Source organism: Streptomyces sp. NPDC057474 (assembly GCF_042802555.1).
GTDB lineage: Bacteria > Actinomycetota > Actinomycetes > Streptomycetales > Streptomycetaceae > Streptomyces.
Genome location: NZ_JBHVDX010000271.1, coordinates 1 through 11,875, shown reverse-complemented (window position 1 = coordinate 11,875; position 11,875 = coordinate 1). Strand labels below are relative to the sequence as shown.

10 protein-coding genes and 2 pseudogenes are annotated in these 11,875 nt (G+C 70.8%); 5 read left to right on the top strand and 7 right to left on the bottom strand.

Going from position 1 to position 11,875, the window contains the following annotated elements; genetic code table 11:
* Positions 1 to 91: 91 nt before the first annotated feature.
* From ACFU53_RS42135 to ACFU53_RS42125, 3 genes are all read right to left on the bottom strand, one after another.
* Complete coding sequence (locus ACFU53_RS42135) at positions 92 to 970, bottom strand: SDR family oxidoreductase (RefSeq protein WP_384005058.1); 879 nt, start codon at positions 968 to 970, stop codon at positions 92 to 94.
* 89 nt (positions 971 to 1,059) lie between these two features.
* Positions 1,060 to 2,691 carry a phytoene desaturase family protein gene (locus ACFU53_RS42130; RefSeq protein WP_384005056.1) on the bottom strand — a complete coding sequence of 544 codons (1,632 nt, stop codon included), beginning with the start codon at positions 2,689 to 2,691 and terminating at the stop codon, positions 1,060 to 1,062.
* The gene (locus ACFU53_RS42125; protein ID WP_384005054.1) at positions 2,684 to 3,193 is read right to left on the bottom strand and encodes an SRPBCC family protein; all 510 of its coding nucleotides are present in this window, start codon (positions 3,191 to 3,193) and stop codon (positions 2,684 to 2,686) included. The genes ACFU53_RS42130 and ACFU53_RS42125 overlap by 8 nt, the downstream gene beginning before the upstream one ends.
* Positions 3,194 to 3,533: 340 nt before the next feature.
* Here ACFU53_RS42125 and ACFU53_RS42120 point away from each other — a divergent pair, with 340 nt between their 5' ends.
* The 3 genes from ACFU53_RS42120 (at position 3,534) to ACFU53_RS42110 (ending at position 5,510) form a co-directional block, all read left to right on the top strand.
* Positions 3,534 to 4,274 (top strand): hypothetical protein, encoded by a 741-nt coding sequence (locus ACFU53_RS42120; RefSeq protein ID WP_384005052.1) that lies wholly within the window; start codon positions 3,534 to 3,536, stop codon positions 4,272 to 4,274.
* 544 nt (positions 4,275 to 4,818) lie between these two features.
* A complete protein-coding gene (locus ACFU53_RS42115; RefSeq protein ID WP_384005050.1) occupies positions 4,819 to 5,121 on the top strand; it encodes an ArsR/SmtB family transcription factor in 303 nt (100 codons plus the stop codon).
* A complete protein-coding gene (locus tag ACFU53_RS42110) occupies positions 5,118 to 5,510 on the top strand; it encodes a VOC family protein (protein WP_384005048.1) in 393 nt (130 codons plus the stop codon). The genes ACFU53_RS42115 and ACFU53_RS42110 overlap by 4 nt, the downstream gene beginning before the upstream one ends.
* A 553-nt stretch (positions 5,511 to 6,063) precedes the next feature.
* Here ACFU53_RS42110 and ACFU53_RS42105 read toward each other — a convergent pair.
* The 4 genes from ACFU53_RS42105 to ACFU53_RS42090 all read right to left on the bottom strand — a co-directional run bounded on the left by ACFU53_RS42105 (position 6,064) and on the right by ACFU53_RS42090 (position 11,243).
* A complete protein-coding gene (locus tag ACFU53_RS42105) occupies positions 6,064 to 6,960 on the bottom strand; it encodes an RNA polymerase sigma-70 factor (protein ID WP_384005046.1) in 897 nt (298 codons plus the stop codon).
* Positions 6,961 to 7,214: 254 nt separating this feature from the next.
* A complete protein-coding gene (locus tag ACFU53_RS42100; protein ID WP_384005059.1) occupies positions 7,215 to 8,414 on the bottom strand; it encodes an NAD(P)/FAD-dependent oxidoreductase in 1,200 nt (399 codons plus the stop codon).
* A 785-nt stretch (positions 8,415 to 9,199) separates the two neighbouring features.
* Positions 9,200 to 9,919 carry a TetR/AcrR family transcriptional regulator gene (locus ACFU53_RS42095; protein WP_384005044.1) on the bottom strand — a complete coding sequence of 240 codons (720 nt, stop codon included), beginning with the start codon at positions 9,917 to 9,919 and terminating at the stop codon, positions 9,200 to 9,202.
* Positions 9,920 to 10,022: 103 nt separating this feature from the next.
* The gene (locus ACFU53_RS42090) at positions 10,023 to 11,243 is read right to left on the bottom strand and encodes an FAD-dependent monooxygenase (RefSeq protein WP_384005042.1); all 1,221 of its coding nucleotides are present in this window, start codon (positions 11,241 to 11,243) and stop codon (positions 10,023 to 10,025) included.
* Positions 11,244 to 11,254: 11 nt separating this feature from the next.
* Here ACFU53_RS42090 and ACFU53_RS42085 point away from each other — a divergent pair.
* Both ACFU53_RS42085 and ACFU53_RS42080 read left to right on the top strand, forming a co-directional pair.
* Positions 11,255 to 11,617, top strand: a pseudogene (locus tag ACFU53_RS42085) (alpha/beta fold hydrolase); the annotation flags it as partial.
* Positions 11,584 to 11,745, top strand: a pseudogene (locus ACFU53_RS42080) (aldolase); the annotation flags it as partial. The pseudogenes ACFU53_RS42085 and ACFU53_RS42080, both read left to right, overlap by 34 nt.
* Positions 11,746 to 11,875: the final 130 nt, after the last annotated feature.

The following is an 11,875-nucleotide window of genomic DNA, read 5'->3' as shown; positions in this document are numbered from 1 at the left end:
TGAGTTGCCTACGTGTCACACCCAGCGTCCTATCAGGTCCTGCCCCCACACGGGACCAGAACCCGAAATTGATCACGACCTCACACAGGCCCTAGTTGCCTGTGGTTGTGCTTCTGTCGGAGTGGCCGCCTGGGCCGAGCAGGCCGGTGGGCTGCAGGGAGTGGTCGGTTTCGAGGCGGGGGAGTGCGCGGCGGGTCGCGCGGAGTACGAGGGGTGGGATCGCGGCTCGGGTTATTTGGGTCAGGCGCAGCCAGCGGGGGATGTAGACGGCGGTCCGCCGCTGTTCCACGGCGTGTGTCAGGCGGGCGGCGACGGGTTCGGCGGGGTGGACGCGCCGGGCGGGGCGCGGCATGTGGGCGCGTAGCTGCCGCAGGGCCGCGTAGTGGTCGGCGTCGCGGATCAGGGCGGTGTCGATCCAGCCGAGGTAGGCGATGCCCACGGCCACGCCGTGGTGTGCCGTCTCGGCGCGCAGGGTGTGGGCGAAGGCTTCGACGCCGGATTTGGAGGCACAGTAGGCGCTCATCATGGGGGCGGCGCCGATCGAGGCCAGTGAGGCGATCTGCAGGTGGTAGCCGGCGGTCAGTATCAGGTCCGGCAGGAACGCCCGGGCGGTCTGGGCGCTGCCGATCAGGTTGACGTCGATCACCCGGCGCCATGTGGCGGGGTCCGACAGGGCGAAGGGGCCGCCTTCGGCGATTCCCGCGTTCGCCACGACGACCGACGGTGGGTCCAGGCGCCCGCGGATGACTTCGGCGGCATCGTCGAGGGCTGTGCCGTCGGTGACATCGGCGTGGATGGCCAGCGTCGTGCCGGGCAGGGCGGCGGCGGTCGCCTCCAGTGCCTGTTCGTCGTGGTCGAGGAGGGCCAGCCGTGCGCCTCGCCGGGCGAGCGCGTTCGCCAGCGCGGCTCCTATGCCGCGTGCCGCTCCGGTCACCACGATGGTGCGGTCCTTGAGGGGGCTGTCGTCCACGGCTGGTCCCTTTCTGTCCTCTTCTGTTCCTCATGCAGGGACGCTGTGTGCTCTTCTGCGCGATCCGGCTGCCGTACGGGAGAGGGGCGTCAGCGGGGGAGACCCGGTTTTCGTCCGGTGCGGTCCCGGTGGGCGAGGGCGCGTTGGGCGCGGCTGAGGCCGGGCAACCGGTGTCGGCGCAGTGCCGCGCGGGCGGCATTCGCGCCGGGGGCTCCGTGGACCCCGCCGCCCGGGTGGGCGGAGGCGGAGGCGAGGTAGAGACCGTCCACCGGTGTCTCGGGGCGGCCGGTGCCGGGGACGGGACGGAAGACGAGCTGCTGGTGCAGGGCCGCGGTGCCGCCGTTGATGGCGCCGCCATACAGGTTGCGGTCGAGTGACTGGAGGGTGGGCGGGGCCAGCACGCGCCGGGCGCGGATGCGGGAGCGGAAACCGGGGGCGAACCGCTCGACCTGGCGTTCGATCCGGTCGGCCATCACCTCCTGCTCCGTGCTGTTCCACGTGCCTGTCAGGCCCTCGTCGCCCGCGTCGGATTTGATGACGTGCGGCACGTGGGTGTAGGCCCATGCGGCTTCGGTGCCCTGGGGCGAGCGGGAGGGGTCCGCTGTCGTCATCTGGCCGAACAGGGCGAAGGGACGGTCGGGTACCTGGCCCATGGCGATCTGGGCGGCGCAGCGGGTGAGTTCGTCCACTCCGTCGGCGAGGTGGACCGTTCCGGCCTGCGCCGCCGCCTCGGCCTGCCAGGGCACGGGCCTGTCGCAGGCCCAGTCGACCTTGAACGTGGCGAAGTCCCACTGGAAGCGCTTCAGGTCGGCCATCAGCTGGGTCGGCAGGTGTTCCGCGTCGACGAGTTCGCCGTAGAGGGCCGGTGCGGACACGTCAGCCAGGACGGCGCGGCGTGCAACCACCGTCTCGCCATCGGCGGTGAGCACCCCGGCGGCCCGTCCGTCGCGCACCAGGACGCGGCGGACCCGCTGCCCGCAGCGGAGGCTGCCGCCACGCGCCCGCAGTCGGCTGACGAGGGCCGCTGTCAGGGCGCCGGCGCCGCCGGCCGGTACGGGGAAGCCGTAGGTCTGTCCGAGCATGGCCAGCAGCCAGCCGTAGCCGCCGCTGCCCGAGGCTTCCGGCGCGAGGTCGGCGTGCATCGCGTTCCCGGCCAGCAACAGCTTGCCGCCTTCCCCGCGGAATTCCTCGTCCCCCATGCGGCGCACCGGTGCGGCCAGGGTCCGGGCCATCCGCAAGCCGCCGGCCGCCTTCAGCCTGACGGCGAGGCGGGCTGTGGCGCGCAGCGGCGGGAAGGGAGTGAACAGCGCGTCCACGATGTCGGGGCCGAGGTGTTCCCACGTCCCGTGCAGGCGTTTCCAGGCGTCCCCGTCGCCCGGCTGGAAGGCGTCGAGGGACTCGGCGGTGGTGTCGATGCTGCGGGAGAGGACCGCACACCTGCCGTCGCTGAGGGGGTGGGCCAGTACGTGTGGCGCGTGGCTCCAGCGCAGACCGTGCTCGTCGAGACCCAGGCGTGCCAGCACCGGCGAGGCGGCGGCAAGGGGATAGAAGGAGCTGAAGAGGTCGTTGACGAAGTCGGGGTCGACCTCCCGGTCGTGGCGCACCGCGCCGCCGGGCTCGGGTTGTTCCTCGATGACCTCGACGCTCCATCCGGCGTCGGCCAGCAGGTTGGCGGCCACCAGCCCGTTGGGGCCGGATCCGATCACCACCGCGTCAGGCATGGCCGCCGGTGCCGTGCGCTGCCGCCCTGCGCCGCCCGTGGAGGCTCGGAGGCCGCTCGGCCTCGGCCTCGGCCTCAGCCTCGCAGAGCCGGGCGAGCCGTGCGAGCATCGCGCGGTGCCGCAGTTGGATCAGTGCCTCCACACCCACGTTGTGGAGCGCTCCGCCCACTCCCTGCAGCGGGTGTTCGTCCGCGATCACCAAGCAGTACGGTCCCCAGGGGCGGAGCTTGATGAAGATCCGCGCCGTCCCCAGTGCGCCTGCCTTCGCCTCCAGCTCCAGTTCGGAGCCCTCCACGCAGTGCCGGACGACCGTCTCGTTGCTCAGCCGCAGGGGGCCCACGCGGACCTCGTACCCGATCGCCGAGTCCAGCTGCGGCCACTGCCCCCGCACCGGCTCGGAGGCCGACGTTCCCACCACCCACTCCGCATATCGGCTGCCGTCCGCGAGGACGGCCCACACAGCCTGCGGACTCACCTTGATCAGACGATGCCGTACCGCCATGCCACACCTCCAGCCCGCCCCGCCTCGGTCGACAGCCGAGTGCCCGGCCCGCTGAGATCCACACCAGCTGGTGAGCAGACGAGCGAGTCGCCCCGTAGGGGTCGGTCGCTGGGTGCGTATTCCGGATGCGGAGGAGGACCAGAGGAACAGTCGACCTACATCGCACGGAGTCGGCGACTTGTGCGCGAATGGTGCCGCTGTCGTCGAGGCCATGGCCGGTGGGCTCGCGGGCAACCGCCTGATGGGGGGAGCGTCGCACGGGCTGGCACGATGCTCATCGGCATCGGATGATCCTTATGTCCGGCAGCCGCTGGAACGGGTTCACCGAGGGGGTCGGGGCGTGTTGCTTCAACTGAGGGAGGTCGAGCGGCTGCACGGGGACGCGGTGCGCGCACGACGGGTCGGTACGGATCTGATCGGGGCGGCGCGGCTGTTCGGGACCGTTTCGGCGGGGGCGGCCATGACGGCGGTGGCACTCGCCTGGTGGCGTCCGTCGGCACCGGCGAGTCCGACGGTGCTGGCACTGGCCGGTACGGCCCTCGCGAGTGCGGTCGGGTGGGTGCTGGTGCTCGTCGGCGCCCGCCGCTGGCTGCGGCGCGGGATCGTCACCGACGAGCTAGGGCGGCGGCGGTTGGCCGAGGCCCGCGGCGTGCGGCCCGACCACTGGTTCCCGGGGGAGACGTGGTGGCCGGTGGTGCTCTTCGCGGTGCTGCTCTGGTCCTACCTCGCCGCCGCCGCGCTGGTGCTCGCCCTCGTTGACTCCAGCGCACCGGAGGCTGTGGAGATGGCGCGGTGGCCGGTCACCGGTGTGCTCCTCTTCTTCGGGGTCATCCTCTCCGGCGTCGTCGCCTGGGTCTGCCTGCCCGACTTCGGCAAGAGCCTCAACGCGTCCTGGACTCCGTTGAGAGCGGTCCGCAGGATCGTCGTCTACGCGCTGCCCTTGGTGCTGGCGGCTCCGGTGCTGGTGGGGGAGCGACACGAGGTCTGGGCGAAGGCGCCGGCCTGCATCGCGCTGCTCTGGTTGTTCTTCGCACCGCTGATCCATCACGACCAGTCGTTGTCGGGCAGCAGCAGCGACTGACGAACGGGCTCCCCAGGGGCCTGTCGGCGAGCCTCGCGACGATGTCGGCGACGGTCGCGCCGTCGGCGAAGGCATCGGCGCACCCCGTGCCGCCGTCCGGTCCATGGGTGGCGCGATCGGCGGGACGGGGTAGAAGTTGGCCACGCCGAAGCAGGGCCGGCGAGGACGGCAGCACCAGCGTGGCAGCCAACCCCCCCGCACCAGGCGGGCGGCCACGAGAACCCAGGTTCGGGGCCAGGCCACAGATCGCGGAAGCCGCCGCGAACAGTGCGAGGCCACCGCCGAACGTCCGACGGGCGCCGAGCCGGTCGCTGATCGCACCGGCGGAGAGCAGGAACGCGGCGAACGCCAGGGCGTAACCGTCGACCACGCTCCCCCAGAGGGGGTGCCCCCCAGCTGTCCGGTCATCCCGCCGCCCAGGAGACCCCCGACAGGGGCGACGCCGTTCTGCTCGCGGAGGTCGCCGAGGCGGCAGGCGTGCGTGGCGAGGCATGGCGCAGTTCCACTTGATAGGCAAGTGAATGGTTGCCTATCCTTGGGTCTCGTGGCCGACGACCTGTTCAAAGCCTTGGCCGACCCCACCCGCCGCATCATCCTCGACGAGCTCACCGAGAAGTCCGGACAGACACTGTTCGAGATCTGTTCGCGACTGAGCATGAAGCATCAGCTCGGCATCTCGCGTCAGGCGATCTCCCAGCACCTCGCCGTGCTTGAGGCCGCAGCGCTCGTCGAGACCAGGCGGGAGGGCCGCTACAAATTCCATGACCTGAACACAGCCCCGCTCCGGCAGATCGCCGAGCGATGGCTCGTGCCCGACGCATCCGGACCGCAGGAGAGCACCCCATGAAGATTCATCTGACCAGCGTCTTCGTCGACGACCAGGCGAAGGCCGAGCACTTCTACACCGAGATCCTCGGCTTCGTGAAGAAGCACGACGTCCCGGTGGGCGAGAAGGACCGGTGGCTGACGGTCGTGTCGCCAGACGAGCCCGACGGCACCGAACTCCTCCTGGAGCCCGCCGGCCATCCGGCCGTCAAGACCTACCGTGACACGCTCGTCGAGGACGGCATCCCGCTCGCCCAGTTCGCCGTCGACGACGTGACTGCGGAGTACGAGCGCCTGCATGGCCTCGGCGTGCGCTTCACCCAGGAGCCCCTGGAGATGGGCCCCGTCACCACCGCCGTCTTCGACGACACCTGTGGCAACCTGATCCAGATCGCGACAAAGCCGCAGTAGACGGTCGGCCCGCTTGCCGGGACCGGCCGTGGCGACGACCGGACCCTCGCCCTGGAATCCGCCGGCGCGGCGGCGTGACCATGACTCCGCAGTTCCACGAAACCCTCTCGGCCGGCGCCCGCGCCGTCAGCTCCCCCTTCACAGCGACCGCCTGCTGGTGCGCAACGCACGAGGCGAGGAGTGCGTGCGACGGACCTGCGGTACCGCTGTTCGACCTGAGTGCCGCGCCGAGGGATTGCCCCGGCGGCGTACGGGTGCCCGACGGGTGACAAGGACAGGACCGCGGTTGCCGGTGCCGAAGTGACCGACCGGGCTCGCTTTGGGTGTTCTCGATGACTGCCCTATGCTGCCCGGCTCGGCGGCGGCGATCAGCAACAGTCGCGGCTCATCTCCGCGTTCGTCAGGACGAGGAGGACGCGCAGGAAGACGGTGGCGTGCTTCGCGTTCAGGCGGAGCTTGGTGAGTGCGCGCCAGTTCTTCAGGTCGACGAAGCCGTGCTCGTTCGCCGCGCGTTCCCGGCTGGCCAGCCGGTTCGCTTGCTTCTCGGCGGCGGTCAGCGGGAGGTGAGAGGGGTTTCGGACTCGACGCGGGTGAGCTTTTCGGGGTTGCGGACGTAGTACAGGTCCGTGACGCGGGCGTTCTCCACGCGGAAGGCCAGCACACCATCGATCACGCCGTCCAGGCGCAGGATGAGTCCGGGGTTGCCGTTGATCATCGTGGTCTCACCGGTGAGGGTACCGTCGGCCTTGTCGATACTGCCGGCCATGTAACGGAGCACCTTGTCGGCGCCGACGACCTGTCGCAGAGCCGCCAGCCTGAGGCCGCCGCCGTCGCTGACGAAGACAACGTCCGGGGCGAGTACGTCGAGCAGCCCCTGCAGGTCCCCGGTCACGAGCGCGCGCCGGAACGAATTCGACGCTTCCCGGGCTTCTTCCGGGGAAGCCGGTGTGCGCGGTCGGCGGGCGTCGACATGTTGGCGGGCGCGGTAGGCGATCTGGCGTGCGGCGGCGGGGCTCTTGTCGATCGCGGCCGCGATCTCGTCGTAGCCGAAGTCGAAGACCTCGTGCAGCACGAAGACGGCGCGTTCGGTCGGTGAGAGGGTTTCGAGGATGAACATGAGTGCCAGCGACAGGTTCTCGGACAGTTCGACGTCCTCCGCCACGTCCGGTGCGGTGAGCAGGGGCTCGGGCAGCCAGGGGCCGACGTAGGCCTCCTTGCGCCGTTTCAGGGTGCGTAGCCGGTTGAGCGCTTGCCGGGTCGTGATCCGTACCAGGTAGGCGCGCTGGTCCCGCACCTGCGCCAGATCGACCTCGACCCATCGCAGCCAGGCTTCCTGGAGGACGTCCTCGGCGTCCGCCGCCGATCCGAGCATCTCGTAGGCGACGGTGAACAGCAGGTCCCGGTGGGCGACGAAGGCCTCCGTCGCGGGGTCGGTGACGTGGTTGTTCATGTCGTGCGCCTCATTTTCTCGTGGTCGGCCCCACGGGCCGGAAGCAGGCCGTGGAACATGTACCCGGCCTGGTGGCGGGGTCGTTGGCAGCAGCCTCCCCGCCTGTCAGGCCACGCGGGGTGGGCGGGCTGGTGGGAATGGCGTCGCGGCGCCGGGCCCTGGCATACGAGGCCGCGGCGCTGTGTGCTTGTCGCTCCGGCTCGGTCCTTCGTGGGCCGGAGCGGTCGGTGCGGCCCGAGGAGGGGGCTTGGCGGCTAGGCCGCGGGTCGGGTGTCGGACGGCGTCGTGCGGTGTTCCGACTGAGGCGAATCCGGGCGGTCGGTGCTGTTGCCGTGGGATGCGCGGGAACTGGCCTTGCGTGCCCCGGACACCAACTTGTTGAGGGTGAACCGGCAGGCGATCTCCTTGACGCCGGCACCGGTCCGCCCGCTGATGCTGAGCGCGTTCACCTTGTCGTTCGGGTAGGAGAACTGGGTGACGCCCTCGTTTCGGCCGAGGCTGAGGCACTGCCCGGCGAACCACATCCGGACGGGAGAGGGTGTTTTCCCCGCGATCCGGCGCAGGATCGTGTCGGCGGCCGCCGGGCCCAGCTGCACGGCCGCCTGGCAGCTCATCCGGAACGGATGGTCCGGCATCACCCCCGCGTCCCCGGCGGCGACGATGCGCTCGTCGTCCACAGAGGTCAGCGTCGTGTCGGTGACCAGACGGCCGGCGGCGTCGGTGCGCAGCCCGCTGCGGGCGGCCAGGTCCGGGACACGGAACCCCGCGGTCCAGATCGTCACCGCGCTGGGCAGCTCGCGGCCGTCGCCGAGCTGTACGGCGTCGTGTGTCACTCTCGTCACCTGCGCGCCGGGACCTTCGAGGACGGTCACACCCAGCTTGGCGAGCCGGCGGGCGACCGGGCGGCGGACCCGGGCGTGCAGGGAGGGGCCGAGCACGTCGCCGCAGACCAGGGTGACCTTGCGACCCGCTTCCGCCAGCTCGGCGGCGGTCTCCAGGCCGGTCGGGCCGGCCCCGACCACGGTCACCGGAGCCGACGCGGGCGCCGCATCCAGCGCCGACCGCAGTCGTTCCGCCCCCTCGAGGTCCGACACCCAATAAGCGAACTCCGCCGCTCCGGGCACGCCGGGATCGGCGGCGCCGCTGCCCACCGCGTAGACGAGGTAGTCGTAGGAGATCGTGCCACCGCCCGCCATCGACACCTGGCGCTCTGCAGCGTCGATCCGGGTCGCGGTGTCGACCACCAGTCGGACGTTTTCGCCCATGACCCTCCCGAAGCCCTCGGTCGCGTCATCGGAGCCGGTCACGCGCTGGTGGAGGCGGATCCGCTCGACGAACTCGGGACGCGGATTGACCACGGTCACCGACACACCATCGCGCCGCGCCAGGCTGTTGGCCGCCGTCACACCCCCGTACCCGCCGCCGATCACGACCACCTTGACGTTCCCGTTCATCATGTCTCCCTTGTGTTGTGGACTCGGCATTGAGACACCGGCCGCGCTTCCGGTGTGACAGCCCGCGGATGAGACGTAGCGCACATCGCATGCGGCGGAAACGCCGCCCCTTCCGCCGCGAGTGGCATAACGCGGCCCTGACCTGGTCGGCCAGGGGTCGGGGAGTCCCGCGGTAGCGGGCGAGTGTGGCCCGGCCCGCCGTATGCGGGCTGACACTGCTCGGTGGTGGCCGCGGGGGCGACACATATGGAGCCGACGGGCATGACGTGGTGCCGGCCCCGTTCCTTCAGCCTGAGCCGGAAGGCGGCGCTACGGCTGTGCCAAGTCCGGGGCGACCCGACTCGGGTTCGCGCTGCTGCTGAAGTTCCTTGAGGTGGAGGCCCGGTTCCCGGAGTCGGCCAAGGAGGTACCGGACGCCGCGGTCGAGTGCTGGGCCACGAGGTGAAGGTGCCTGCGGTGGCGTGGGCGGACTACGACTGGCAGAGCAAGGCGATCCAGCGGCACCGGGGCCATGACCTGGCGCCTGACCCGAAAAGGGCCCCGCACCAACAGCTGGACGAAGCAACCAGACGACCCCACCTCCTGGAACGACGCTGAAGCGCGGAAGGAGCTGGGCTGCCGCATCGTCCTCGAGTATGACCTGGCGTCCCCGGCCGGGTTCGCGCCTTGCCGCGCTTGGTGCGCCTCATGCCACGCCGCAGGGAGGCATGCGGCCTGGCCCTACGCTGCGTCGGCTGATCCGCAGCTGAACGGCACGGCCTTGAAGGCGGCCTTGAGGACACGGGTCATCTGGTTCCGGCGGCGCCCGCCGCAACGAGTCCCAGCAGGTTGCCGTGAATCTCGGTGAACCGGGCCCGCACCGCTTCCGCCGCCTTGGCGACATCGCGTGCGGCGGGGTCTCGAGGCCGTTCGAGCAGCAGGTGGACGGTGTCGGCCAGGGCGGTTTCGGGATCGTCGATGTTGAGCGGGCCTGCGACATCGGCGTCGTTCATGACGGTGCTGAACCCGACCAGCACGGCGTGCAGGGCGTACATCTGCCTGGACAGCGGGAGATCGTCGCGCACGATCCCGTGGTCGCGCAGGATCGTTACGACCGCGTTGCCCATCGCGCTCGTGGTGGCCTCGGCGAAGCGCTCCTGGTCGGCAGGGCGGTGGAGCAGCTGCCGCAGGGCGCTGTCGTCGCGCTGGAGCCACCGCAGCCACGGGTTGCCCGAGTGCGTACGGATGAGCAGCGGAGCGAAACGGCGGGGCAGGATGGACTGCGGGTCCTGGGCGATCTGGTTGTTGATGGTCTTGATCCAGGCCAGCACCTCGCGCGCGGCCAGCCCCACGAACAGGTCTTCCTTGGTTTCCCAGTACAGGTAGACCGTGCCCTTGCCCACGCCCGCGGCCGCGGCGATCTCGGCGATGGTCACCTTGCGGACGCCGTGTGCGACGGCCAGCTCGCGCGCGCTGTCGAGGATTCTGGCCGCCTTGACGGAGTCGTGTTCGATCAGCCGGCTCACCGTCGTGTTTCCTCCCGTTCGCTCTTCCGCAGCATGATGTCACGGGGGTTGACGGGGGTTCACGAAGGTGAGCGCCGACCGTGCGGCGGGCTCCAAGGCCGGGTCACTCCAGGGCGATGTCGACCGTCTTCATCCGGGAAGCCTTGCTGCGGTGCTCCAGCTTCGAGATGACCGTTCTGCCGACCGTCGTCCCCACCACGTGGTCGAAGAGGGACCGGATCTGGTACTCGGTGTGGTCGGCCGGGACGAAGAGCTTGCGCATGGCCACACCGGTCTCCTGGTGGAACTCGATGAAGGGGCGGAGTTTCGCCTCCCAGGCTCGCAGCGCCTGCGGCACGTCCCCGGGATACCGCTCCAGCATCGTGCCCAGCATGTCGGCCCCGGCCATGCCGCTGGAGGCCCCCATCCCGGAGTAGAGGGTCAGGCACCACGCCGAGTCGCCGACGAGCACCACCCTGCCCTGGTGCCATGTGTCGAGCCGTACCTGCTCGGCGGTGTCGAACAGGTGGTCCGGCGCCTGCTCGAACTGGTCGAGCAGCCAGCCGAGCGTCGAGCCCGTGGACTCCGGTCCGAACACCGCCCGCAGCGAGTCGATGGCGGGCCGGGTGAACTCGCCGTCCACATCGTCGGTCCGGTAGTTGAACAGCACCGTCGGTGGCCGGTCGGCGAAGGCGAACACCCATGCCGACCGGCCCAGCTCGGACATGACGATTCCGTCCGTGCCCCGGAAACCGGGGACAGGGCCGGGCAGGGCGCACGCCGCGAGCATGTAGCCGAGACGGTGGATGTGCCCTTCATCGGGCCCGAACGCCAGTCGGCGCACGGTCGAGCGCAGGCCGTCGGCCCCGACCACGAGGTCGAACCGTTCGGTGGTCACCGCCCCCGCTGCCCGGTCCTCGATGTCGACCTGCACGCCTTCCGCGTCCTGGCGCAGCGCGACCGGAATGGACGAGTACCGGATCTCCACGTCCTCGGGCAGGGCGTCGAACGCTGCCTGCTCGACATCGCCGCGCACGACCGGGCGTGACTCGCCGGCCACGGCCTCGGCGAAGCCCATGCCGCGCCGCCGTCGGCCCGCGCGATCGACGTTGTAGTAGGCGATGTCCTCCGAGAAGCGGTCCGGCACCTCGATGCCCAGGCGCTCTGCCGCGGTGATCCCGGTGCCGAAGAGGGTGAGGAAGTACCCGCCGCGGCGGCGTTCGGCTGCTTTCTCCAGGACGGCGACGTCCCAGCCCGCCTTGTGCAGCCGCAGCGCGGAGGCGGTTCCGCTGACGCCGAGTCCGACTACAAGAGCCCGCTGTCGCGGGGTGGTGTTCGTCTTCATGCCCCCAGACTATACTCACTGACCAGATTGGTCATCTGGTCAGTCGTGCTCGCGGAGTCGGTCGCGACCAACATGAACGGGGTTCCCGCCATGCCAACCGTTTCGTCCACGGCTTCCCCGAGACGCCGGAGGTCTGGGAGCCGCTGGTCGTCGAGCTCGAACGCATCGCTCCCGCTCGACCCGGCCCGATCCGCTTGTCCCCGCCCGGTTTCGGGGCGCCCTTGCCGACAGGGTTCGGTGCGACCGTCGGTGACTACCGGGACTGGCTCATCAGCGAGCTGGAGCGTTTCGCCGAGCCCGTCGACCTGGTCGGGCACGACTGGGGCGGCGCGCACACCCGGGAGTGGACGCGCCGGCCGCCCGTGACTACCTGGCCCGGGGCGCCATCGCCGTCGGCGTCGGCTCGCCCCTGGTCGGGGACGCTGCCGACGGCGGCGACCTGGAGCAACTCCGGGCCCGCGCCGCCGAGTTCCGCAGGGTCGTCGCGGGGGAGGGGCCGTGACGACACCGGGCCTGGACCGCCGGACCCCGCCCGACGTGGTGACCTTCGGCGAGACGATGGCGGCGCTCCGGGCGCAGGGCGCGCTGCGGCTGGGCGGCAGTCTCGGCCTGTCCGTGGCGGGAGCCGAGTC